The sequence below is a fragment of the Pseudonocardia nigra genome (genome assembly GCF_019396355.1).
GTDB classification, from domain to species: Bacteria; Actinomycetota; Actinomycetes; order Mycobacteriales; family Pseudonocardiaceae; genus Pseudonocardia; species Pseudonocardia nigra.
Genome location: NZ_JAHKRK010000111.1, coordinates 1 through 24065, shown reverse-complemented (window position 1 = coordinate 24065; position 24065 = coordinate 1). Strand labels below are relative to the sequence as shown.

Here is a 24065-nt window from a genome sequence, read left to right as displayed (position 1 = left end):
GGCGGGGGCGAGCTCGCCCCCGCCGCGGCCGTGCACCCCGGCGGCCCGCCCGGCCTCACCGACGCGCTCGCGGCCGCCGCGCTCGCCCGCGCGTACGGCGTCGGCCCGGACGCCGTCCGCGCGGGCCTGGACGACTTCCGGCCCGGCCCGCACCGCGGGGCCGAGGTCGCCACCGTCGACGGCGTTCGCTTCGTCGACGACTCAAAGGCCACCAACCCGCACGCCGCGGCCGCCGCGCTCACCGCGCAGGCGCCCGCGAAGGTCGTCTGGATCGCCGGCGGGCTGCTCAAGGGCGCCTCCGTCGACGACCTCGTCGCCCGCCACGCCGACCGGCTGCGGGCCGCCGTGGTGATCGGGACCGACCGCGCCGAGGTCGTCGCCGCGCTCGCGCGACACGCGCCCGACGTCCCCGTCGCGGAGGTCGAGGCGGGTGACGATGGCCCCATGCCGACCGCCGTGCGGCGCGCCGCCGCCCTCGCCCGGCCGGGCGACGTCGTCCTGCTCGCCCCGGCCGCCGCCTCGATGGACCAGTTCGTCGACTACGCCCACCGGGGTGCGGCGTTCGCCGAGGCAGCTGCGGCGCTGGCGGGGGAACGGCCGTGACGGCCGGAGGCGCCGGGCGCACGCGCCAGGCCACGTCCCGCCAGGCCACGCCCCGCCAGGCCAGGCCCCGGCAGCCCCGTCGACCGGCCGGCCCGGGGCCCACGGGCCTCCGCGCCGCGATCGGCCGCACGGCCACCGCGCTCGGGCAGTGGCTGCGCCGCCCGCTCACCTCGCTGCACCTGATCCTCGGCGTCTTCGGCCTGCTGACGCTGTTCGGGCTGGTCATGGTGCTGTCGGCGTCGTCGGTGGAGTCCTTCACCGCGGGCGGCTCGTCGTACTCCGTGTTCACCCGGCAGCTGATGTTCTGCGTCCCGGGCCTGTTCATGTTCTGGCTCGGCCTGCGCATCTCGCCGCGGCGGCTGCGCGCGCTCGCCCCGGCGACGCTGGTGATCGGGATGGTGTCGCTCGTCGCGGTGCTGCTGTTCGGCGTCGAGCGCGGCGGCTCCAAGGCGTGGTTCGCGATCGGCGAGTCGTTCTCGGTGCAGCCGTCGGAGGCGATCAAGGTCGCGCTGACGCTGTGGGGCGCGCACGTGCTCGTCGTGCGCCGCGCGGTGATGCACCGGTGGAAGTACGCGCTCTCGCCGGTCGTGCCGGTCACGGTCGTGCTGCTGACGCTGCTGGTGCTGCAGCCCGACCTCGGAATGACGATCTCGCTCGGCATCGTGCTCGTCGCGCTGCTGTTCTTCGCGGGCGCCCCGGTCCGGCTGATGCTCGCGCTGAGCGGCGGCGCGCTCGCCGGGGCCATCGTGCTCGCGCTGAGCGCCGACTACCGGATGAGCCGGATCACCGCGTTCCTCAACCCCGACAGCGTCGACCCGCTGCGGGCGGGTTTCCAGGCCCAGCAGGCGCTGTACTCGCTCGCCGACGGTGGCCTGTTCGGCGTGGGCCTCGGACAGGGCCGGGCCAAGTGGAGCTACCTGCCCAACGCCCACAACGACTTCATCTTCGCGATCATCGGCGAGGAGCTGGGCTTCGTCGGGGCGTTCGCGGTGCTCGCGCTGTTCGCGACGCTTGCCTACACCGGCATCCGGATCGCCGCGCGCAACACCGACCCCTGGTTCAAGCTCGTCGTGGCCACGTCCACGACCTGGCTCGTCGCGCAGGCCGCCATCAACATCGCCTACGTCGTGGGGCTGCTGCCGGTGACCGGGCTGCAGCTGCCGCTGATCTCCTCGGGAGGCACCTCGCTCGTGGTCACCATGTTCGTCTTCGGCGTGCTCGCCAACGCGGCGCGGCACGAGCCCGAGGCCATCGCCGCGCTGAAGCAGCAGGGGCAGGGCCGCGTCGCGCGGCTGCTGCGGCTGCAGCTGCCCGAGCCCTACCGCGCCCCCGCGGCCCGGCCCGCCGACCGGAGCGGCGTCCGGTGACCGGCCCGTCGATCGTGGTCGCGGGTGGTGGCAGCGCCGGGCACATCGAGCCCGCGCTCGCGTTCGCCGACGCCGTGCGCAGGCTGCGCCCCGACGCGCGGGTCACCGCGCTGGGCACCGAACGCGGCCTGGACACGACGCTGATCCCCGCCCGGGGCTACCCGCTCGAGCTGATCCCGCCGGTGCCGCTGCCGCGCAAGCCCAGCGGCGACCTGCTGCGGCTGCCCGGCCGGGTCCGCGGCGCCGTCGCGCGGGTCCGGGAGGTCCTCTCCGGGGTGGATGCCGACGCCGTGGTCGGCTTCGGCGGCTACGTGGCGCTGCCCGCCTACCTCGGGGCGCGCGGGCGGGTGCCCGTCGTCGTCCACGAGGCCAACGCCCGCGCCGGCCTGGCCAACAAGGTCGGGGCCCGCTTCGCCGAGGCCGTCGCGGTGGCCGTGGCGGGGAGTGGGCTGCCCGGCGAGCAGGTGGTGGGGATGCCGCTGCGCCGCTCGATCACCGGGCTGGACCGCGTGGCCCTGCGGGCCGAGGCCCGCGCGTTCTTCCGGCTGCCGCCACGCGGCCCGGTGCTGCTGGTCTTCGGCGGTTCGCAGGGCGCCCGCACGCTGAACACGGCGGTCGCCGAGGCGCTGCCCGGGCTGGTCCGCGCCGGTGTCGCCGTGCTGCACGCCCACGGCCGCGGCGGACAGGCCGCGCCGCCCGCCCCCGGCTACGTCCCGCTGCCCTACATCGAGCGGATGGACCTCGCCTACGCCGCGGCCGACGCCGTGCTCGGCCGCTGCGGCATGACGACCGTCGCCGAGGTCACCGCCGTCGGGCTCCCGGCCGTCTACGTCCCGCTGCCGCACGGCAACGGGGAGCAGGCGCTCAACGCCGCGCCCGTCGTCGCCGCGGGCGGCGGGGTGCTCGTCGAGGACGCCGAGCTCACGGGGGAGCGCGCGCTCGCCGAGCTCCTCCCGCTGCTGACCGACCCGCGCAGGCTGGCCGCCATGGGCGCCGCCGCGCGGGCGTCCGGTCACGCCGACGCGGACGAGCGCCTCGCGCGCCTCGTCCTGGACATCGTGTACCGGCACAACCTGGAGTCGGCGCGGGGCGCGGTCGGCAGCGACGACAGGGCCACCGAGGTCCTGCGGCCCGACCCCCGCGTCTGGAGGCAGCAGTGAACGCAGGCGTGAACGAGCTCGTGACCGATCCGCCCGGAGGGCCCGTGCTGGGCGGCGCCGACCGGGCGAGCGCGGTGGAGCTGGCCGACCGGGTGCACCTGATCGGCATCGGCGGGGCCGGGATGAGCGGGATCGCCCGGATCCTGCTGGCCCGGGGCTTCGCGGTGTCCGGGTCGGACGCCAAGGACTCGCGCACGGTGCTCGCCCTGCGCGCGCTCGGCGCCCGGATCGCGGTCGGCCACGACCCCGCGCACCTGCCCGAGGCGCCGGCCACCGTGGTGGTCTCCAGCGCGATCCGGGCCACCAACCCCGAGCTCGCCGCCGCCCGGGAGCGCGGGCTCGCGGTCGTGCACCGCGCCCAGGCCCTCGCCGCGCTGACGACGGGCCGGCAGGTCGCCGCCGTCACCGGCACGGCCGGGAAGACCTCGACCACCTCGATGCTCACCGTGGCGCTGCAGCACTGCGGGCTGGACCCGTCGTTCGCCATCGGCGGCGACCTCGCAGCGTCCGGGTCCGGTGCGCACGAGGGCACCGGCGAGATCTTCGTCGTCGAGGCCGACGAGAGCGACGCGTCGTTCCTCGCGTTCGCGCCCAAGGTCGCGGTCGTCACGAACGTGGAGGCCGACCACCTCGACCACTACGGCAGCCCCGAGGCCTACGTCGCCGCGTTCGAGGAGTTCCTCGACCGGATCGGACCCGGCGGCGCGCTCGTCACGTGCGCCGACGACCCCGGCGCCGCCGCGCTGGCGCGAGTGGCGGAGCGCCGGGGCGTGCGGGTGCGCCGCTACGGGCGCCAGGACGACGCCGACGCGCAGCTCGTCGACTTCCGGCCGGACGGCCCCGGCGCACGCGTGGTGCTCCGCCACGACGGCGTCGAGCACCTGCTGCGGCTCGCCGTCCCCGGCGAGCACATGGCGCTCAACGCGCTCGGCGCGCTGCTGGCCGGCGCCGAGCTGGGGGCGGACGTCGAGACCCTGCTCGCCGGGCTCGCCGCGTTCGATGGTGTGCGGCGCCGCTTCGAGTTCCGCGGCCGCGCGGCCGGTGTGGCCGTCTACGACGACTACGCCCACCACCCCACGAAGGTCGCGGCGCAGCTGCGCGCGGCCCGCGACGTCGCCGAGGGGCAGGGCCGCGTGGTCGTGGCGTTCCAGCCGCACCTCTACTCCCGCACCCGGCAGTTCGCGGCCGAGTTCGGCGCCGCGCTGGCGCTCGCCGACGAGGTCGTCGTCCTGGATGTGTACGGCGCCCGGGAGGACCCGGAGCCGGGCGTCACCGGTGCGCTGGTCGCCGACGCCGTCCCGCTGCCGCGGGAGCGGGTGCGGTTCGTCCCGCGCTGGTCGGACGTGCCGTCGGTGGTGGCGGACCTGGGCCGCCCCGGCGACCTCGTGATCACGATGGGGGCGGGTGACGTCACCGTGCTCGCCCCGGAGATCCTGGTGGAGCTGGAGAAGCGGGGATGACCCGCCAGGCCACCCGGCGCCCGCCCCCGGCACGTCCCCGGCCCCGGCCGGTGTCCCCGGGGCACTACCGGCGCAGGCGGCTGGCCGCCGTGCTCGCCGGGGTGCTGCTGCTCGTCGGGCTGGCGCTCACCGGCCGCGTCCTGCTCTACGACGCCGGGCTCGCCGACGTCGAAGACGTGCAGGTCACCGGGACCGCGGCCGTGCCGGTCGACGCGGTGCTCGCCGCCGCGGCCGTCGTGCCCGGGGGGCCGCTCGCGGCCGTCGACACCGAGGCCGTCGCGGCCCGGGTGGCCGAGCTGCCCGGCGTGGCGACGGCCGAGGTGGCGCGGGGGTGGCCGAACACGGTCACGATCGCCGTCACCGAGCGGGTGCCGGTCGCCACGGCCCGGACGCCGGACGGCCTCGCACTGGTGGACGCCACCGGCGTGGTCTACCGCGCGGCGTCCGACGCCGAGCTGCCCCGGCTGACGTTCCCCGCGGCGACGGGCGACCCCGCGACCGTCGGGGCCGTGGCCGTGCTCACGGCGCTCCCGGACACCGTGCGCGCCCAGGTGCGGAGCGTCGAGGCCAGGGTCGCCCGCGACGGCGCGCCGCCCCAGGTGACCCTGGAGCTCACGGAGGACCGCCAGGTCCGCTGGGGCGCGCCGGACCGGGCGGCGGAGAAGAGCGCGGCGCTGGTGCCGTTGCTCACGCAGCCCGGTCGCGTCTACGACGTGGCCAGCCCCGACCTGCCCACGATCCGCTCCTGAGGAGAAGATCGACCCGGTTGGGGGCTGGCGCGCCCGCGGCGCGCCTGCTGGACCGTGACGGATGAGAGACCTAGCGTTCGATCGCGTTGGCCCGGACCCCCGGGGTCGGACCCGAGCTGGACTGGAAGGTGCGCCATGACGCCCCCGCACAACTACCTGGCCGTGATAAAGGTCGTCGGCATCGGTGGCGGCGGCGTGAACGCCGTCAACCGCATGATCGAGGTCGGCCTCAAGGGCGTCGAGTTCATCGCGGTGAACACCGACGCCCAGGCCCTGCTGATGTCCGACGCCGACGTCAAGCTCGACATCGGCCGCGAGCTGACCCGTGGCCTCGGCGCGGGGGCTAACCCCGAGGTGGGCCGCAAGGCCGCCGAGGACCACCGCGAGGAGATCGAGGAGGTCCTCAAGGGGGCCGACATGGTCTTCGTCACCGCGGGCGAGGGCGGCGGCACCGGCACCGGTGGTGCGCCCGTCGTCGCGTCGATCGCGCGCAAGCTCGGGGCACTGACCATCGGCGTGGTCACGCGCCCGTTCACGTTCGAGGGGCGCCGCCGGGCCGGGCAGGCCGAAGAGGGCATCAACGCGATGCGCACCGAGTGCGACACCCTCATCGTGATCCCCAACGACCGGCTGCTGCAGCTGGGCGATGTGGGTGTCTCGCTGATGGACGCGTTCCGCTCCGCCGACGAGGTGCTGCTCTCCGGTGTGCAGGGCATCACCAACCTCATCACCACCCCCGGCCTGATCAACCTCGACTTCGCCGACGTGAAGAGCGTGATGTCCGGGGCGGGCAGCGCGTTGATGGGCATCGGGTCCTCCCGGGGGGAGGGCAGAGCCGTGCAGGCCGCGGGCAAGGCGATCAACTCGCCACTCCTGGAGGCGTCGATGGACGGCGCCCAGGGCGTGCTGTTGTCGATCGCCGGCGGTTCCGACCTCGGGCTGTTCGAGATCAACGAGGCCGCGTCGCTGGTGCAGGAGGCGGCCCACCCCGAGGCCAACATCATCTTCGGCACCGTGATCGACGACTCGCTCGGTGACGAGGTGCGCGTCACCGTCATCGCCGCGGGTTTCGAGTCGGGCGGCCCCACGCACAAGAAGCTGGAGCCGACCGCGTTCCGCTCGCCCGAGAAGCGCGTCGCCGGCGTCGTCGCGCCGGGCGTCAGCGGCAGCACCGGACAGGGCGCGCCGCAGACCCCACCCGCCCCGGCCCAACCGCCGGCGGCCGGCGGACCGGCCGCGCCGTCCGCGCCCCCCGCGCCGCCCCACGGCAACCCGGCGGGGAACGGCACCGGCGCGGCAGGCCAGCCGGGCAACGTGCACCCGCCGGCCCACCCGGCGCCCGCCCACCCCGCGCCGGCACCGGTCCAGCAGCCGGCCCCGCAGAGCCCGCCGGCGCAGCCGAGCACCCCGAACCAGACCGGCACGCTGCCGCCCGCCGCCCCGGCAGCCGGCTCCACGTCGTACACGCCTCCGGTGCCGCGGCAGCCGGAGGTCCCGCGCCGGGACCTCGGGGCCGAGCACCTGGCCACCGGCACCGACGGGGCCCGCACCGTGCCGGGGATGACCCCGGAGCGCCCGGCACCGGTGTTCCCGCAGGCGGTGGACGTCCACGACATCGAGGACGACGTGGACGTGCCGCCCTTCATGAAGCGGTGAGCCCCGCTCGACAGGGCCGCGTCCGCCGGGTCGTCAGCACCCGGGCGGGCGGGCGCTCGAGCGGTGCGTTCTCCACGTTCAACCTCTCCGCAGGCGTCGGCGACGACCCGGCCGCCGTGACGGCCAACCGGGCCCGGCTGTCCGCCGAGCTGGGCGTCCCGGTGGTGTTCCTCGAGCAGGTCCACGGGACGCGGGTCGCCACCGTCGACGCCGTGCCCGCGCCCGACGCCCCGGACATCCCGGACACGGACGCCGCGGTCACGGCGCTGCCGGGCGTCGGGCTGGCGGTGCTGGCCGCCGACTGCGTGCCCGTGCTGCTCGCCGACCCGGGTGCCGGCGTCGTCGGCGCCGCGCACGCCGGCCGGGTCGGGTCGGCAGCGGGCGTGCTGCCCGCCACCGTGGCCGCCATGGAGGCCCTCGGCGCGCGCGTGGGCTCCGTCGAGGTCCTGCTGGGCCCGGCGATCTGCGGGGGGTGCTACGAGGTGCCCGAGGCCATGCGCGCCGAGATGGACGCGCGCCTGCCCGGCAGCGCCGTGCGGACCCGGCGCGGCACCCCCGGCCTGGACCTGCGCGCCGGGCTCTACCACCAGCTCACCGCGCTGGGCGTGGGCCGCATCGGCGGCGACCCGCGGTGCACCCTGGAGACCCGCGACCTCTACAGCCACCGCCGCGCCGCGCGCACGGGCCGCCAGGCCGCGATCACCTGGCTGGACCCGAGCTAGCCGCAGAAGCCCGACCAAACGGCGAGCGTGGCCGCCCCGGCGTGGCCGCCCCCGCGTGGCCGCCCCGGCGGGTGCCAGCAAGGTGGCAATACTGTCACTGGACGGCAGTATGGCCACCTTGCTGCCGTCCACGACCGCCCTTCCAGGAGGAGAGACGTGCGGGACGACCGCCGGGAGGAGCTCGCCACCAGGCTCGCCGCCGTGCGCGAGCGGATCGCCGCCGCGTGCGCTGCCGCCGGCCGGGACCCGTCCGAGGTGGCGCTGCTGGCGGTCACGAAGACCGTGCCGGCGTCCGACGTCGCCATGCTGGTCGACCTCGGTCTCACGGCCTTCGCCGAGAACCGCGCCCAGGAGGCCGGGGCGAAGGTGGCGGAGGTGGCCGACCTGCGACCGGACGCGACGCCGCGGTGGCACTTCGTCGGCGGGTTCCAGCGGAACAAGGCGAAGGCCGTGGCGCGCTGGGCCGACCGGGTGGAATCGGTGGACTCCGTCCGGCTCGCCGACGCTCTCGACGACGCCGTCCGCCGCGAGCAGGACGCCGGTGGGCGCGCCGATCGGCTCGATGTCCTGCTGCAGTACAGCGTCGACGGCGACCCCGCGCGGCACGGTGTGGCCCGCGACGGGCTCCTGCCGCTCGCCGAACACGTCGCTTCCTGCGCCGGGCTGCACCTGGCCGGGCTGATGTCCGTGGCTCCGCTCGGGTCCGACCCGGACGCGGCGTTCGCGGACGTCGCCGAAGCGGCCGCTGCGCTGCACGCCGCGTTTCCGCAGGCCAGCGCGTTGTCGGCCGGAATGAGCGGCGATCTGGAAGCCGCGATCCGTCACGGATCGGGTGTCGTGCGTGTCGGAACAGCCCTTGTGGGGGAACGACGGTTAACCTCCCCGTGATCGTCGGCCGCCGGGGAGCGGCCGGGGCGTCGGGGGCGTCGAGGATGGGAGCACCGATGGGCGCGATGTACCGGCTCAAGGCCTACTTCGGCATGGTGCCCGCCGATGAGATGGAGGAGTACGCCGACGAGCCCGTCGTCGAGCGGTACGCCGACCCGCGCCGGGCCGAGCGGTCGGTGCGCGACTACGTCGACGAGCGGTGGGACGACCGCTACTCCTACCCGGACGAGGGTCTCGAGCGCGATCGCTACGAGGACGAGTGGGACCGCCGGCCGCAGCGGCCGGTCGCCGTGGAGCGGGCGCCGCGCGCGGCGACCCCGGGGCAGCAGCCCGGGCCGTCGGGGGTGGGGCAGTCCGTGGTGCGCGGCGCGCTCGCGATCGACCCCGACGCCGCGCTCCAGGAGCCGCTACGGGCCGTCCCGTCGGCCCCGCCCGCCGTGCCCGAGCAGCGCGATCGCGCGGCGCGGGGCGCTGCGGCGCTCAGCCGCATCACCACGCTGCAGCCCCGCAGCTACAAGGAGGCGCGCACCATCGGTGAGCGCTACCGCGACGGCGTTCCGGTGATCATCAACCTCACCGAGCTCGACGCCGCCGACGCCAAGCGGCTGGTCGACTTCGCCGCCGGGCTGGCCTTCGCGCTCCGGGGCTCGATCGACAAGGTCACCAGCCGAGTCTTTCTTCTCACACCCGCGGACATCGAGGTGTCGGCGGACGACGCGCGAAAGCTCGCCGAACGGAACATCTTCCGCCAGGATTGACGGCGTGCCCCTCGCCATCCAGTTCGTCCTGTACTACGTGCTCTTCTTCTTCTGGCTGCTGCTCATCGGCCGGATCGTGGTGGAGCTCGTGCGGAGCTTCGCCCGCCAGTGGGTGCCGGCCGGTCCCAGCGCAGTCGCCCTCGAGTTGATCTTCACCGCCACCGATCCGCCAGTCAAGTTGTTGCGGAGAGTGATCCCCGTCGTCCGGATCGGCGGCGTGGGACTGGACCTGTCGATTATGGTTCTGCTGTTGGTCGTGTTCATACTGATGAACGTTGCCCAGCCGACGCCGTAGTGAGCCCCAGTCACACGGTGCCGCCGCCGAGGACTGCATGAGGTGATCCGATGCCGCTGACGCCCGCCGACGTCCACAACGTCGCGTTCAGCAAGCCCCCTATCGGTAAGAGGGGGTACAACGAGGACGAGGTCGACGCGTTCCTGGACCTGGTCGAGGCCGAGCTGGCTCGCCTGATCGAGGAGAACGAGGACCTGCGCGAGCAGGTCTCCCAGCTCGAGCAGCGCCTCGGGAACGCGCAGGCCGATCTTGAGGAGGCCCGGTCGAGGCCGGCTCCGTCCCTTGGTGCGCCGGTGTCGCCGCCCACCCAGCAGATCCAGCGGCCGGTCGAGCCGCCGCTGCGTCCGATGGAGCCGCAGCGCTCCATGTCGGCGCCGCCGCCTGCGCTGGCCGACACGGGTGAGCAGGGCGACCACCACGTCCAGGTCGCCAAGGTGCTGAGCATGGCCCAGGAGATGGCCGAGCGGCTCACCGCCGAGGCCAAGACCGAGGCCGACACGATGCTCACCGACGCCCGCACCAAGGCCGAGCAGTTGCTGTCGGAGGCCCGGACCAAGTCCGACGGCCTCGTCAACGACGCCCGGGCCAGGGCCGAGACGATGCTGAACGACGCTCGCACCCGCGCCGAGACGCTGGAGCGGCAATCGCGCGACAAGGCCGCCACGCTGGTCGGCGACGCCGAACGCAAGCAGGCCGAGATCATCGGCACGATCACGCGCGACAAGTCGGTCCTCGAGAAGAAGATCGACGAGCTGCGCACGTTCGAGCGCGAGTACCGCACCCGCCTCAAGACCTACCTGGAGTCCCAGCTCAGGGACCTGGGTGAGCGCGGATCCGCGGCCCCGTCCGACAGCAGGTCGAGCTCGAACGGCGGTTACGCGTCCACCGGCTACGGCCAGCGCGCCGACGCCGGCAGCTGACCCGCGATCTAGAAGGGCGGTGCGGCAGAGGGGCCGTACCGCCGCACACGGAGTGAATCGTGCTGCTGCTGGTCCTGATCCTCGTCCTCATCGCCTTCGGCCTGTTGGTGGTCGCGCTGCTGTCCGGCAGCGTGACCTGGGCCTGGGTGTCCGTCGGCGTGAGCGTCCTCGCCGCGGTGGTGCTGCTGCTCGACTGGCTGCAGCGCCGCAACGCGGTCAAGGCGGGCGCCGAGCCGGCCACCCGGGAGACCGACGCGCCCCGGGCGGCGGGCACCCGCACCGACATCGAGTCGGTCACCGAGGTGCTCCCGGTCATCCCGAGGTCGGGATCTGCCCCGGTGTCGGCTCCTCCGGCCGACGCCGCGGATCGCGGTGACGACGCCCGGTTCGACGATGCCCGCGGCGACGCTGCCGCCGACGCTCAGCAGACCGTCGTGATGCCCATCGTCCAACCGCCCGGCTCTGCGGACCGACCGTCCGGCGCTACCGCCGCCAGCACCGGATCGAGCGGTAATTCGTCACTGAGCGTCACCAAATCGGGTGCGGACCGTTCCGAATCCACCCCTCCGGCACGCGAAGGTGGGGCACGGCCCGAGAAGTCCGAGGAGGGGCCCGCCGCCGAGGCGCCGGCGCCGCCGGACGCGCAGCCCACGGTCGTGGCCGCGGTGCCCGCCCGGACGTCGGAGTTGAGCGTCCGCAAATCCGGCGCGTCCGAATCCACCGGGCCCGGATCCGCTGCGGCCGAGTCCCCTGAGCGAGGGGACGGCGACCGGATCCCCGAGCGCGCCCCCGACGCCGCGACCGGCACCGCCCCCGAGCGGCCCGACGCGGCCGAGGAGCGACCCGAGCGCGCCGTCGAGGAACCGGACGAGGAGCGCTCCGAGGTGCCCGGCCCCCCGGTCGACGCCGACCGGCCCGCCGAACCCGCCCCGGACGACGCCGCCGTGCCGCCCGCCGGACCCGAGGGCGACCCGCCGGAGGAGACCCGCGACCCCGCGGCGGCCGCGCTCGTCGCCGGGCTCGAGGACGAGGTGCTGGTCGTCGACGAGCAGCCGCGCTACCACATCGAGGGCTGCCGGTACCTGGCAGGCAAGCCCTTGATCCCGCTGCCGGCGCGGGAGGCCGTCGAGCTCGGCTTCACCCCGTGCGGCTGGTGCAGCCCGGACCGCGCGCTGGCCGAGCGCCACCCCGCCGCGGCGCACTGACCCGTCCCCGCGACCCGGATCGCCGCGGCGGAGGCCCGACCCGAACGCCAGCAAGGTGGCAATACTGCCACTGGGCGGCAGTAAGGCCACCTTGCTGACCTCCCGGGCCGCCTCCTGGAAGTGGTCGTCGGGGGACCCGGCGGAATAACCGGTGGTGTGCCGGCGCTACCCTGGACGGCACATCACCACCAGCACGACCCACAGGCGTTGATCCGGCCATCACCGGGGAGCCTCCGGAAGAAACGGGCGCCCCACGCCCGGAGTAGAACCGGACGGGTGCGGCCCGTCACAGCCGCCGAACGAGAGGCCGTCCACGGCACGGACGGCAAACGGGGTGGTACCGCGGCGCGCGAGCGTCGTCCCCGTGCAGGCACGCGAACGACCGACGCCGCACGAGGAGCACCACGGTATGACCGCCGACGCCACCGCCGGGAAGTCCGGCTACCCCGCCGTTCCGGCGCACCCGTCCTTCCCTGCGCTCGAACGCGAGGTGCTGGACGCGTGGGACGCCGACGGCACCTTCGTGGCCTCGGTCGAGGCGCGTCCCGCCGGGGAGAACGGCAGCAACGAGTTCGTCTTCTACGACGGCCCGCCGTTCGCCAACGGTCTCCCGCACTACGGGCACCTGCTCACCGGGTACGTCAAGGACGTCGTCCCGCGCTACCAGACGATGCGCGGCAAGCACGTCGAGCGCCGGTTCGGCTGGGACACCCACGGTCTGCCCGCCGAGGTGGAGGCCGAGCACCAGCTCGGGATCAAGGACAAGTCCGAGATCGAGGAGATGGGCATCGCGGCCTTCAACGAGGCCTGCCGCACCTCGGTCCTGCGCTACACGGGCGAGTGGCGCGAGTACGTCACCCGCCAGGCGCGCTGGGTCGACTTCGACAACGACTACAAGACGCTCGACCTGGACTACATGGAAAGCGTCATGTGGGCGTTCAAGACCCTGTGGGACAAGGGTCTCGTCTACCAGGGCTTCCGCGTCCTCTGGTACTGCTGGCACGACGGCACCCCGCTGTCGGCCACGGAGACCAAGATGGACGATGTCTACCTGGACCGGCAGGACCCGGCCGTCACGGTGGGGTTGCGGCTGACCGCGCCCGGTTCCGACCTCGACGGCGCACTCGCGCTGGTCTGGACCACCACGCCCTGGACGCTCCCGTCGAACCTGGCGATGGCCGTGCACCCGGAGGTGGAGTACGCACTGGTCTCCGCCGACGGCGAGAAGTACGTGATGGCGAGCGCCCGCGTCGCCGCGTACGCGCGGGAGCTGGGCGAGGAGCCGGAAGTGCTGCGGCGGCTGCCGGGCACCGAGCTGCTCGGCCTGTCCTATACCCCGCCGTTCGACTTCTTCGCCGGGTGGGAGAACGCCCACCGCGTGCTCGCCGCCGACTACGTCACCACCGAGGACGGCACCGGCATCGTCCACATCGCGCCGGCGTTCGGTGAGGAGGACAAGGTCATCACCGACGCGGCGGGCATCGAGGCAGTGGTGCCGGTGGACACCCGCGGCGAGTTCGACGCCCGCGTCGCCCCCTACGAGGGCATGCAGGTGTTCGACGCCAACTCGGCAATCGTCCGGGACCTCAAGGACGGCACGGCGCCCTACGTGCACGGCGTGCTGCTGCGCCACGAGACCTACGACCACCCGTACCCGCACTGCTGGCGCTGCGGCAACCCGTTGATCCAGCGGGCAGTCGACTCGTGGTTCGTCGAGGTCACGAAGTTCCGCGACCGCATGGTCGAGCTGAACCAGGACATCACCTGGGTGCCCGAGCACGTCCGCGACGGGCAGTTCGGCAAGTGGCTGGAGGGCGCCCGCGACTGGTCGATCTCGCGCAACCGGTACTGGGGCTCGCCGATCCCGGTGTGGGTGAGCGACGACCCGGCGTACCCGCGCACCGACGTCTACGGCTCCCTCGACGAGATCGAGCGCGACTTCGGCGTGCGGCCCACCGACCTGCACCGCCCGTACGTCGACGACCTGACCCGGCCCAACCCGGACGACCCGACGGGGCGCTCGACCATGCGCCGGGTGCCCGAGGTGCTCGACTGCTGGTTCGACTCGGGCTCCATGCCGTTCGCGCAGGTGCACTACCCGTTCGAGAACCGGGAGTGGTTCGAGCACCACTACCCCGGCGACTTCATCGTGGAGTACAACGGGCAGACCCGCGGCTGGTTCTACACGCTGCACGTGCTGGCCACGGCGCTGTTCGACCGGCCGTCGTTCCGCTCCTGCGTGGCGCACGGGATCGTGCTGGGCGACGACGGGCAGAAGATGTCCAAGTCGCGGCGCAACTACCCGGACGTCAACGAGGTGTTCGAGCGCGACGGCTCCGACGCCATGCGCTGGTTCCTCATGTCGTCGCCGATCCTGCGCGGCGGCAACCTCGTCGTCACCGAGCAGGGGATCCGCGAGGGGGTGCGGCAGGCGATCCTGCCGCTGTGGAACACCTGGTACTTCCAGTCGCTGTACGCGGGGGCGGCCGGGCGCACCGGCACGTTCCGAACCGACTCCACCCACGTCCTCGACCGGTACGTGCTGGCCCGCACGGCCTCGCTCGTCGACGACGTCACGGCGGCCATGGACGTCTACGACATCGCCGGCGCCTGTGAGCGGGTGCGCGACCACGCCGAGGCGCTCACCAACTGGTACGTGCGGCGCTCGCGCGACCGGTTCTGGGCGGGCGACGCCGACGCCATCGACACCCTGCACACGGTGCTCGAGGTGACCTGTCGGGTCGCCGCGCCGCTGCTGCCGCTCACCACGGAGAAGATCTGGCAGGGGCTCACCGGCGGCCGGTCGGTGCACCTGGCGGACTGGCCGGGCGCCGGGGAACTGCCGCACGACGGCGAGCTGGTGGCGACCATGGACCGGGTGCGGCAGGTGGCGTCGTCGGCGCTGTCGCTGCGCAAGGCCCGCGGCCTGCGGGTGCGGCTGCCGCTGGCCACGCTGACGGTCGCCGCTGCCGACGCCGACTCGCTCGCGCCGTTCACCGACATCCTGCGGGACGAGGTGAACGTCAAGGACGTCGTGCTCACCACCGACGTCGCCACCCACGGGCGTTTCGAGGTGGCCGTGAACGCGCGCGCCTGCGGGCCGCGGCTGGGCGGCGACACGCAGAAGGTGATCCGCGCCGTCAAGGCGGGGGAGTGGACGGCGAACGACGACGGCACCGTCACCGCGGGCGGGATCACGCTGCTGGCGGGGGAGTTCACCGAGAAGCTGGTGGCCGCCGACCCCGACTCGACCGCCGCGCTGCCCGGCTCCACCGGGCTCGTCGTGCTCGACACGGCGGTCACCCCGGAGCTGGCGGCCGAGGGCACGGCCCGCGACGTCGTCCGGGTGGTGCAGCAGGCCCGTCGCGACGCCGGGCTCGACGTGTCCGACCGGATCGCCCTCACCCTCGACGGCCCGGCGCCGGTGCTCGACGCCGTCCGCGCGCACGAGGCCTTCGTTGCGGGCGAGGTGCTGGCGGAATCCGTGGCCTACGCCGAGGTCGCGGAGCCCACGCTCGCGGGCGCGGTCGCGGCGCCCGACGGGGGCAGTGCCGAGGTCCGCGCCCGGGTCGCCCGCACGTCCTGACCCGGGAGTCGGGGCGCGGGCGCCCGCGAGTCGGGTCATGAACGTGGCCGTTCGCGTGCGTCCCGGCGCCCGGGCCGAGCACGTCGGCGGGCGCTGGGACGGGCCGCGCGGCCCCGCGCTCCTCGTCGCGGTGCGGGCGCGCGCGGTGGAGGGCGCGGCCAACGCCGCGGTCCTGGCGGCGGTCGCCGGCGCGTTCGACCTGCGGCGCGGCGAGGTCGAGCTCGTGTCCGGGGCGCGGAGCCGGGACAAGGTCCTCGCGCTCGACGGGGACGAGACACGCCTGCGGGCCCGCCTCGGCGAGCTCCTGCGCTAGTTGCCTTCCAGCGCGGCCAGCCGGGTCTCCAGCTGGTCGACGCGGCTGCGCAACAGGGCCACCTGCGCCTCGAGGCTGATCTCCCGCTCGGTGCGCCTGCGGATCCGCGCCGAGCGTTCGGCCCGTTCGGTCACCGCCTCCAGCGGGACCAGGCGCTGGGGGCCGTGCGGCCCGTCCACGAGCCGGGACGCGATCTCGCCCTGTCGATACCACGCCCGCAGCGCCGACCGGGACATCCCCATGCGAGCGGCGGCGTCGGCTACCGGCAGCCAGGTCGTTCCCTCGACCCTGGCCAGCAGCTCGAGCTCCTCGCGCCATGCCGCCAGCCGGGCGTCCCACTCGCTGTCCACGGCACCCCTCCTTGTCAGTCGCGCCCTTGCCAGTGACACCGTATTGACAGGGTTGCGACCATCACATCATGTTCGAGAGGTTCACGGGAGAAGCACGGCGGGTCGTCGTGCTCGCCCAGGAACAGGCCCGGGACCTCGGGCACAACTACATCGGCACCGAGCATCTCCTGCTCGGCGTCGTCCATCTGCCCGACGACGTGGGCGTACGCCGGGCGCTGGACCGGCTCGGTTGTACTGCGTCCGCCGTCCGGGCTGCGGCGGAGCAGATGATCGGGTGCGGCGAACCCACGACGGGGAGAAGCGGGCACATTCCGTTCACGCCGCGCGCCAAGGAGGTGCTGGAGCTCTCGCTGCGCGAGGCGCTGCGCCGGGGCGACAACCACATCGGCCCGGAGCACCTCGTCCTCGCGATCCTGACCGAGGGCCGCGGGGTGGCCGCGAAGATCCTTACGCAGGTGGGTGGGCCGTCGTCCGAGATCCGGGCCGCGGTGATCGCCGCAGGGAAGCGGTCGGGCGCATCCCCGGCCGGTCCGCGCACGCCCGCCGCCGATCAGGTGCTCGCCCTCGCCGAGCAGCTTGCTGCGGGCGCGCCGCTGGGCAGCCACCACCTTCTGGAGGCGCTCGCCCGCCTCGACTCGAGCATGGCGGGCCGGGCGCTCGCCTCGCTCGGCGTCACCCAGGACGCCGTGACTGAGCGGATCGACGCGCTCGACGTGGCGGGCACCGCGGACGCGACGCCGGAACAGGCGGCGGCGGCCACGATGCGCTGGGAGATCGACGCGGACGGCGCCGCGCTCCGGATCACCGACCCCGACACTGTGGCCGCGCTGCGCCGGATCACCGACGACGCAGGCGGCACGCTCGAGGGCGGCGGTGCGCTCGCCGGTCCGTTCATCACTCTGTTCCGCGCGATCCAGCAGGCGATCGAGGCGTTCGAGGCCGCGCTGAACCCGCAGCCGGACGCCGCGCCCGCCCGGTCCACACTGCGTGACCGGCTGCGTGGCAGGCGCAGGCCGTGACGGCGCCCGCGGCGGCCCGCTGGCGGGAGCTGTAGGACGGCCGCGGCATCCCACCGGAGATCCTCGCGCGGGCCGCGGGCGACCCCTGGCGGCACGACGTCGCCTACTTCACCGCGCCGTCCGAACCGGCCGACACGCCGTCCCGGCGGGCCGCGCTCGACCTGCTGGCCGACGGTGGCACCGTGCTCGACGTCGGCTGCGGGGGCGGGGCCGCGGCGTTCGCCGTGGCGGCGCGGGCCACGCACCTCACGGGCGTGGACCGGCAGCAGGACATGCTCGACGCGTTCGCCGCGGAGGCGGCGTCCCGCGGGATCCCCCACCGAACGGTCCTGGGCCGGTGGCCCGACGGCCGCGGCCGAAGCGGGCAGCGCTGACGTCGTGGTGTCGCACCACGTGCTGCACAACGTCGTCGACCTGCCGCCATTCCTGCACGCGCTCACCGCGGCCGCCCGCCGCGGGGTGGTGGTGGAGATGATGGGGCAACACCCGATGGCGTGGCTCGACCCGCTCTGGGTGCGGTTCCACGGCCTGCACCGGCCCCCGCCCGCCACCACCGACGACGCCGTCGCCGTGCTCCGGGAGCTGGGAATCGAACCCGCCGTGCACCGGTGGGAGCGGGCCGGCCCGCCGCGCCAGGACCCGGAGTGGGTGACGCGGCGGCTGTGCCTGCCGCCCGAGCGCGTGCCCGAGGTGGCCGCCGCCCTCCTCCCCTGGCCTCGGACGGCGGCGACGCTCGTCTGGCCGGCGGCCTGACCGCGGTCGCCGCACTCACGCCCCGACTCGCGCACCCGTAGGCCCCGACTCGCGGGGGAGGGGTCAGCGGACGGGGCGGATGCGGACATCGCCGGACCCGCCGTCCACGGTGATCGTGCGGTCCGACCCGGTCCGGACGGGCACGGCGATGCGCTCCTCGCCCGAAGCCGTGTCGGCGTCGACCCGGTAGTCCACGTCCACGGGCACGGCGAGGTCGACCTCGCCGCTGCCGACGTCCACCCGCACACTCTGCGGCGGGTCGATCAGCTCCATGCGTACGTCGCCGGAGGACGTGTCGGCCCGCACCACGGCGCTGCGCAGCCCCAACCCCCTGATCTCGCCGGAGGAGCTGCTCACGTCGAGCGCTCCCGACACGTCGAGCAGGGTGACGTCGCCCGCGGACACGTCGACGGTCACGGGTCCCGCGAGCCCGTTGACGCTCACCTCGCCCGCCTCGAGCTCGACGTCGACGGCGAACGACGGCGGCACCTCGATCAGGTAGTCCACGTCGCAGCGGGTGGCGAGCAGGCCGTCGCAGCGGGTGTGCAGCAGCACTCCGGTGGGCGTGGACCGCTGGACGAACTCCGGTTTGCTGATCCCGTAGTGGACGGTGGTGCGGACGTGGACGTTGCCGTCCGGGCTGGGGTTGAGGGTGACGTTGCCCGCTGCTCCCTGCACGGTGAACCGGTCGCCCCGCGGCACCAGCGTGTCGGTCTGATGGAAGGTCCCTTGCACGAACTGGGAGAGCAGGTTGGCCGTGCCGGTGGCGATCACGAGCAGCACGAACAGCACCGCCGCGACGACGATGCCGCGCCGCGGCTTGGCGGTCTGCAGGGGGATCGTCACGGCTCAGTCCTCCAGGTACTTGAGCACGGCGAGCACGCGCCGGTGGTCGGTCAGCGCGGCGGGCAGCTCCAACTTGCTGAAGATCCCGCTGATGTGCTTCTCGACCGCCCCCTCGCTGACGACGAGCGCCTCGGCGATGCCGCTGTTCGAGCGCCCCTCGGCCATCAGCGCGAGCACGTCGCGCTCGCGCGGCGTGAGCGCGGCGAGCGGGGCGGCCCGGCGGGAGCGGGCGAACAGCTGCGAGACGACCTCGGGGTCGAGCGCGGTGCCACCGGCGCGGACGCGGTGCAGGGCCTCGACGAAGCTCTCGACGTCGGCGACGCGGTCCTTGAGCAGGTAGCCGACCCCGCGGGTGTCACCGGCGAGCAGTTCGGTGGCGTAGCGCTCCTCCACGTACTGGGAGAGCACGAGCACGGCGATCGACGGCCAGCGCGACCGGATCACCAGCGCCGCGCGCAGGCCCTCGTCGGAGTGCGTCGGGGGCATCCGTACGTCGGCGATGACGATGTCGGGTTGGTCGGCGCCGACGGCGCGCAGCAGCTCCTCGCCGTCGCCGACCGCGTCGGCCACGGTGAAGCCGGCGTCGGCGAGCAGCCGGCTCAGCCCTTCGCGCAGGAGCACGGAGTCCTCGGCGACGGTGACGCGGGCACCGCGCTGTATCGGTGATTCGCTCGCCGGCTCGTTCATCGGGCGAGTCCCGCCGAGACGCACGGCAGCTCGACGGTGAGCACGGTGGGGCCGCCCACCGGGGAGTCCACCTGCAGTTGACCGTCTACGCCGGACACCCGGTCGGCAAGCCCGCGCAGGCCCGTGCCGCGGTCGGGGTCGGCGCCGCCCACGCCGTCGTCGGTGATCGTGATCCAGACCGGGCCGCCGCCCTGCCGGCGGACCGTCACCGCCGCGCGCAAGGCGCCCGCGTGCTTGGCCACGTTCGTGAGCCCTTCGGCGACCACGAAGTAGCCGATCGCCTCCACGGTCGCGCTCGGCCGCTCGTCGAGGGAGACGGTGAGGTCCACCGGCACCGGGCACCGCGCGGCGACGGCCGACAGCGCGGCGTCGAGGCCGCGGTCGGTGAGGACCGGGGGGTGCAGGCCGCGGATCAGCCCCCGCAGGTCGGTGACGGCGTCCTTGGCCTGCTGGTGCGCGTCGTCGAGGAGGTCGCCGATCGCCGTGGGCTCGGTGGCGTAGCGGGCCTTGGCCCGGCCCAGCGTCATCCCGAGCGCGACGAGCTGCTGCTGCGTGCCGTCGTGCAGGTCGCGCTCCAGCCTGCGCCGCTCGGCCTCCCCGGCGTCGACGATCCGCGCGCGGCTGCGTTCGAGCTCGTCGACCCGCCGGGCCAGCGCACCGGGCACGGATCCGAGCAGCGTGCGGGCCACCGCGACGTCGAGCGCCACCAGCCCGCGCACCACGGCGGGGACCACGAGCAGCAGGATCAGCCCGAACCCGGCGAGGACCGCGCGGCCGGTGCTGTTGTCGGCGATCGACATGCCGTACACGACCGTGTCGTCCGGCGGCACCAGCCAGGCGAGCACCGGCAGCGCGAGCAGCATCAGGGCGAACGACGGCAGCAGGAACGTGATCACCGAGGTCACCGCGCCGAGCGGGCAGGCGACGAGCTGGTGCACGGCCCGGCGGCGGACCCCGGGGTCGCGCAGGAGCGCACCCGAGTACCGCAGCGGGTGGCGGTCGCCCGGCGGCATCGGCTGGGGCTCGATGTCGACGCCCAGCAGCAGGCGGTACCGCGCTCGCTCGATGCGCGCCATCGCGGCGCTCACCCAGGTCGTGGTGATCCAGACCGGGATCCCGAGCATCGCGAACGGCAGCAGCACCAGCGTGAAGAACAGCCCGAACAGCAGCACGAACGCGTAGACCGCGCCGACCACGGCGTCGAGGAGCAGGTGGGCGGCGGCGAGCCAGGTCGACGGCGCCAGCAGCGCGCGGAGCGGATCGGGCCGCGGCGCGGAGACGCTGCCGGGCGACGTCGTGATGGCCATGGGGGAAGGTTAAGGAGATCGACGGGGAGGGACCATCCGGTAGGTGGCCGGTCGGGGGTGGGGACAACCCCCGGGTCGGCGTCGGCCGCGAGGGGTAGGAGGCTGCCGGTGACCACCTCGGATCCGGGAGACACATGACGAACGGACACGTCCTCGCCCACGTCCTCGACGACGGCGCCGGCCCCCCGATCGCGTGGGACCGACTCGGGTCCGGCCCGCCGCTGGTGCTCGGGCACGGGACCCCGTTCTCGAGCGCGATCTGGGCCCCGATCGCCCGGGTGCTGGCGCGCCGGCACACCGTGTACCTCTGGGACATGCCCGGGTACGGGCAGTCGATCACCGAGCAGGCCGACAGCGTCGACCTGGACGCCCAGGCCCGGGCCCTGCTCCGGCTCGTCGCGCACTGGGGCATCGCGGCGCCCGACGTGGTGGCGCACGACATCGGCGGAGCCGTCGCGCTGCGCGCGACCGTGCTGCACGGCCTGCGGCCGCGGAGCCTGTTCCTCGCCGACGCGGTGTCCGTCGGCGGGTGGGGCACGGCGCTCTTCCGGCTGCTCGGCTCGAACGAGGACGTGTTCGCCGCGCTGCCCGCGAACTTCCACCGCGCGATCGTGCACGAGTACATCGCCTCGGCGTCCGCCTCCGGGCTGCGCCCGGCCACCGCCGAGCGGCTCGCGCAGCCGTGGCTCACCGAGCTCGGCCTGCGCGCGTTCTACCGCCAGATGGCGCAGGTCGGCCCGCGGCACACCGAGGACATGGAGTACCGCTACGGCGAGATCGACTGCCCGGTCACCGTGTGCTGGGGCGAGGAGGACACCTGGCTCCCGCTCGACCACGGGCGCGAGCTCGTCACACGCATCCCCGGCGCCGAGCTCGTGTTGCTGCCCGGGGCGGGCCACCTCGTGCAGGAGGACGATCCCGCGGGGCTGCTCGGCGCCATCACCGCCCACCTCGACGCGCGCTGACCCCGATCGGGGAGGTCACCCTGCGCGTGCTCCCACCTGCGCCGATACCGTCTACGGGGCGGAGGTGGCCCAATGCCGAGCCTGGAGGTCCTGCTCGGGGTCGTGGCCGCCGTCGTGCTGCTCGGGGTCATCGCGGTGCGGGCGTCGGTCCGGCTGGGGCTCCCGTCGCTGCTGCTCTACCTCGCGATCGGGATGCTGCTGGGCGAGTCGGTCATCGGGGTCCAGTTCTCCGACGCGCCGCTGACCGGTTCGATGGGCCTCGCGGCGCTCGTGCTCATCCTCGCCGAGGGTGGGCTGACGACCCGGTGGCAGGCGGTGCGTCCGTCGCTCGGGGTCGGGGTGGCGCTGTCCACCGTGGCGGTGGTCGTGAGCATCGCGGTGGTCGGCACGGCGCTGCACCTCGTGCTGGACCTGGAGTGGCGCACGGCGTTCCTGTGGGGCGCGGTGCTGTCCTCCACCGACGCCGCCGCGGTGTTCAGCGTGCTGCGCGGGGCCGGGGTGTCGCGGCGCCTCGCGGGGGCGCTGGAGCTCGAGGCGGGCGCGAACGATGCGCCGGTGGTGCTCGCGGTCATCCTGCTGGCGTCCGGTGACCCGATCACGTGGCTCACCCCACTGCTCGTGGCCTACGAGCTCGCCGCAGGCGGGGCGATCGGCGCGCTCCTGGGCCTGGGCGGCGCGTGGGCGCTGCGCCGCGCCGCGCTGCCCGCCACCGGCCTCTACCCGCTGGCGACGATCGCCGTCTGCGTCCTCGCGTACTCGACGGGCCAGCTCGCGCACGCCTCCGGGCTGCTCGCCACGTACGTCGCCGCGCTGGTGCTGGGCAACTCCGACCTGCCGCACCGCGGCGGCGTCCACTCCTTCGCCGAGGGCACGGGCTGGCTCGCGCAGATCGGGCTCTTCGTGATGCTGGGGCTCTTCGCGTCGCCGCCCCGCCTGATGGACGCCGTCGTCCCGGCCCTCATCGCGGGCGTGGTGCTGATCGTCGCGGCCCGGCCGCTGTCGGTGGTCGCCGCGGCGGCGCCGTTCCGGGTGCCGTGGCGGGAGCAGGCGTTCCTGTCCTGGGCAGGCCTGCGCGGGGCCGTGCCGATCGTGATGGCGACGATCGCGTTCGTCGAGGGCGCACCGAGCGCACAGGCGCTCGTCGACGTCGTGTTCGTGCTGGTCGTCGTGCTCACGCTGCTGCAGGGGACCACGCTGCCGTGGGTCGCGCGCCGGCTCGGGGTGGCGAGCGGCGTGGAACCGCGCCGGCTCGCGGTCGACGCCGCGCCGCTCGACGAGCTGAGCGCCGACCTGCTGCAGGTGTGCGTGCCCGTCGGATCGAAGCTGCGCGGGGTGTATCTGCGCGAGCTGCGGCTGCCCCGTGGAGCCACGGTCAGCCTCGTGGTCCGTGGCGAGGAGGCGTTCACCCCCACCAGCGAGACCCGGCTGCGGGAACTCGACCAGCTGCTCGTCGTGACCACCCTGGACGCGCGGCCCGCCGCGGAGGAGCGGATCCGTGCGGTCGACGAGCGCGGCAGGCTGGCCGGCTGGCGCGCCGAGCTCGAGCAGGCCGAGCCGCGGGCGGGCGCGTCGTCGCCCTGGCGGTGGCCGATGCGACGTGCAAGGGAAGATGGGGGAGTGAGTGCCCCGAGCATCGCCACGGCCCCCAGGGTCCGGCTGCTGTCCCTGATCGCCGTACTGGTGCTCGCCGCCGACATCGTCACGAAGGTGATCGCGGTGGCGCAGCTGGAGGGCCGGGAACCGGTGGAGCTGCTGGGCGGGCTGGTCTACCTCCAGCTCGTCCGCAACCCCGGCGCCGCGTTCTCGCTGGCCACCGGCTACACGTGGCTGCTGACGATCGTCGCGATCGCCGTTGTGGTGGTGATCGTCCGGGTGGCGCGGCGCCTGTGGTCCACCGGATGGGCCGTGGCACTGGGCCTGGTGCTCGGCGGGGCGCTGGGCAACCTCACCGACCGGATGTTCCGTGCGCCCGGTCCGCTGCAGGGCCACGTCGTGGACATGGTGTCGTTGTTCGCCCCTGACGGGCGGGCGTGGCCGGTGTTCAACGTCGCCGACTCCTCGATCGTCGGCGGCGGGGTGCTGCTGGTGCTGCTGGCCCTGCTCGGGCGGGAGCTGGACGGCACCCGCACGGCGGACCGGAAGAACGCGAAGGACGCGAAGGACGAGGAGGCGGCATGAGTAGCCCTGTGTCAAGCCGCCGCCGGTTGATCTTGGTTGAGGAGTCGTTGGAGGGCTCCGTGGCGGGCGGGGTCGTAGGTGGTGTGGTCGTGCCAGCAGTGCCAGATGACGTAGAGCCAGGCGCGGGCGAGGATGCGGGTGGCGTGTGGGTGTCCTTGCCGCGGGCGATGGCCTGGTTGTAGAGGTGCGCGGCCCAGGGGTTGGCTCGGCGGGAGTCGGCGGCGAAGTCGCAGACGGCGTCGCGGAGTTGCTTGTTGACCGCCCAGCGGAACGTGACG

At 74.5% G+C, this 24065-nt stretch carries 23 protein-coding genes and 1 pseudogene; 20 read left to right on the top strand and 4 right to left on the bottom strand.

Annotated elements, in window-relative coordinates:
- The 14 genes from KME75_RS24065 to KME75_RS24000 all read left to right on the top strand — a co-directional run.
- The coding region (locus KME75_RS24065; protein WP_281424656.1) for a glutamate ligase domain-containing protein at positions 1–603 on the top strand (603 nt) is incomplete at its 5' end.
- Entirely contained in the window at positions 600–1970 is a 1371-nt protein-coding gene (gene ftsW / locus KME75_RS24060; RefSeq protein ID WP_219417142.1) for a putative lipid II flippase FtsW, read from the top strand. The genes KME75_RS24065 and ftsW, both read left to right, overlap by 4 nt.
- Positions 1967–3130: a UDP-N-acetylglucosamine--N-acetylmuramyl-(pentapeptide) pyrophosphoryl-undecaprenol N-acetylglucosamine transferase gene (locus KME75_RS24055; protein WP_219417141.1), complete on the top strand. Its 1164-nt coding sequence runs from the start codon at positions 1967–1969 to the stop codon at positions 3128–3130. Before ftsW ends, KME75_RS24055 begins: the two co-directional genes overlap by 4 nt.
- A 122-nt stretch (positions 3131–3252) precedes the next feature.
- Positions 3253–4590 (top strand): UDP-N-acetylmuramate--L-alanine ligase, encoded by a 1338-nt coding sequence (gene murC, locus KME75_RS24050; RefSeq protein WP_219417145.1) that lies wholly within the window; start codon positions 3253–3255, stop codon positions 4588–4590.
- Complete coding sequence (locus KME75_RS24045) at positions 4587–5339, top strand: cell division protein FtsQ/DivIB (protein ID WP_219417140.1); 753 nt, start codon at positions 4587–4589, stop codon at positions 5337–5339. The genes murC and KME75_RS24045 overlap by 4 nt, the downstream gene beginning before the upstream one ends.
- A gap of 135 nt (positions 5340–5474) precedes the next feature.
- On the top strand, positions 5475–6995 hold the full coding sequence (ftsZ, locus tag KME75_RS24040) for a cell division protein FtsZ (RefSeq protein WP_219417139.1): 1521 nt from the start codon (positions 5475–5477) through the stop codon (positions 6993–6995).
- Complete coding sequence (pgeF, locus tag KME75_RS24035; protein ID WP_219417138.1) at positions 6992–7717, top strand: peptidoglycan editing factor PgeF; 726 nt, start codon at positions 6992–6994, stop codon at positions 7715–7717. The genes ftsZ and pgeF overlap by 4 nt, the downstream gene beginning before the upstream one ends.
- A 156-nt stretch (positions 7718–7873) precedes the next feature.
- Entirely contained in the window at positions 7874–8605 is a 732-nt protein-coding gene (locus tag KME75_RS24030; protein ID WP_219417137.1) for a YggS family pyridoxal phosphate-dependent enzyme, read from the top strand.
- Positions 8606–8661: 56 nt separating this feature from the next.
- Positions 8662–9363, top strand: a complete 702-nt coding sequence (locus KME75_RS24025; protein ID WP_219417136.1) for a cell division protein SepF — start codon at positions 8662–8664, stop codon at positions 9361–9363.
- 4 nt (positions 9364–9367) lie between these two features.
- Positions 9368–9658 (top strand): YggT family protein, encoded by a 291-nt coding sequence (locus KME75_RS24020; RefSeq protein WP_219417135.1) that lies wholly within the window; start codon positions 9368–9370, stop codon positions 9656–9658.
- A gap of 50 nt (positions 9659–9708) precedes the next feature.
- Entirely contained in the window at positions 9709–10578 is an 870-nt protein-coding gene (gene wag31, locus KME75_RS24015; protein ID WP_219417134.1) for a DivIVA-like cell division protein Wag31, read from the top strand.
- A gap of 59 nt (positions 10579–10637) precedes the next feature.
- On the top strand, positions 10638–11783 hold the full coding sequence (locus KME75_RS24010; RefSeq protein ID WP_219417133.1) for a prolipoprotein diacylglyceryl transferase: 1146 nt from the start codon (positions 10638–10640) through the stop codon (positions 11781–11783).
- A gap of 409 nt (positions 11784–12192) precedes the next feature.
- Positions 12193–15369 (top strand): isoleucine--tRNA ligase, encoded by a 3177-nt coding sequence (gene ileS, locus KME75_RS24005; protein WP_219417132.1) that lies wholly within the window; start codon positions 12193–12195, stop codon positions 15367–15369.
- A 37-nt stretch (positions 15370–15406) separates the two neighbouring features.
- A complete protein-coding gene (locus KME75_RS24000; RefSeq protein ID WP_219417131.1) occupies positions 15407–15682 on the top strand; it encodes a DUF167 family protein in 276 nt (91 codons plus the stop codon).
- Here the strand turns inward: KME75_RS24000 and KME75_RS23995 are convergent.
- Positions 15679–16032 (bottom strand): excisionase, encoded by a 354-nt coding sequence (locus KME75_RS23995; RefSeq protein ID WP_219417130.1) that lies wholly within the window; start codon positions 16030–16032, stop codon positions 15679–15681. The genes KME75_RS24000 and KME75_RS23995 overlap by 4 nt on opposite strands.
- 68 nt (positions 16033–16100) lie before the next feature.
- Between KME75_RS23995 and KME75_RS46080 the strand changes: the two genes are divergently transcribed.
- From KME75_RS46080 to KME75_RS23980, 3 genes are all read left to right on the top strand, one after another.
- Entirely contained in the window at positions 16101–17051 is a 951-nt protein-coding gene (locus KME75_RS46080; protein ID WP_219417129.1) for a Clp protease N-terminal domain-containing protein, read from the top strand.
- A 182-nt stretch (positions 17052–17233) separates the two neighbouring features.
- Complete coding sequence (locus KME75_RS23985; RefSeq protein ID WP_219417128.1) at positions 17234–17425, top strand: methyltransferase domain-containing protein; 192 nt, start codon at positions 17234–17236, stop codon at positions 17423–17425.
- 4 nt (positions 17426–17429) lie between these two features.
- Positions 17430–17804 carry a hypothetical protein gene (locus KME75_RS23980; RefSeq protein WP_219417127.1) on the top strand — a complete coding sequence of 125 codons (375 nt, stop codon included), beginning with the start codon at positions 17430–17432 and terminating at the stop codon, positions 17802–17804.
- Positions 17805–17867: 63 nt separating this feature from the next.
- Here the strand turns inward: KME75_RS23980 and KME75_RS46075 are convergent, their stop codons facing one another.
- Genes KME75_RS46075 through KME75_RS43580 form a run of 3 tightly spaced genes read right to left on the bottom strand, consistent with a single transcriptional unit; the run spans position 17868 to position 20644 of the window.
- A complete protein-coding gene (locus KME75_RS46075) occupies positions 17868–18650 on the bottom strand; it encodes a DUF4097 family beta strand repeat-containing protein (protein ID WP_219417126.1) in 783 nt (260 codons plus the stop codon).
- 3 nt (positions 18651–18653) lie between these two features.
- Positions 18654–19337, bottom strand: coding sequence for a response regulator (locus tag KME75_RS23970; RefSeq protein WP_219417125.1), 684 nt, complete (start codon positions 19335–19337; stop codon positions 18654–18656).
- Positions 19334–20644 (bottom strand): sensor histidine kinase, encoded by a 1311-nt coding sequence (locus KME75_RS43580; RefSeq protein WP_246632722.1) that lies wholly within the window; start codon positions 20642–20644, stop codon positions 19334–19336. The genes KME75_RS23970 and KME75_RS43580 overlap by 4 nt, the downstream gene beginning before the upstream one ends.
- Before the next feature lie 134 nt (positions 20645–20778).
- Here KME75_RS43580 and KME75_RS23960 point away from each other — a divergent pair, with 134 nt between their 5' ends.
- The 3 genes and pseudogenes from KME75_RS23960 to lspA all read left to right on the top strand — a co-directional run bounded on the left by KME75_RS23960 (position 20779) and on the right by lspA (position 23787).
- A complete protein-coding gene (locus tag KME75_RS23960) occupies positions 20779–21609 on the top strand; it encodes an alpha/beta fold hydrolase (RefSeq protein WP_219417124.1) in 831 nt (276 codons plus the stop codon).
- Between the two features lie 72 nt (positions 21610–21681).
- Positions 21682–23148, top strand: a pseudogene (locus tag KME75_RS23955) (potassium/proton antiporter); the annotation flags it as partial.
- Between the two features lie 51 nt (positions 23149–23199).
- Positions 23200–23787: a signal peptidase II gene (lspA, locus tag KME75_RS23950; protein WP_219417143.1), complete on the top strand. Its 588-nt coding sequence runs from the start codon at positions 23200–23202 to the stop codon at positions 23785–23787.
- Positions 23788–24065 lie beyond the last annotated feature (278 nt).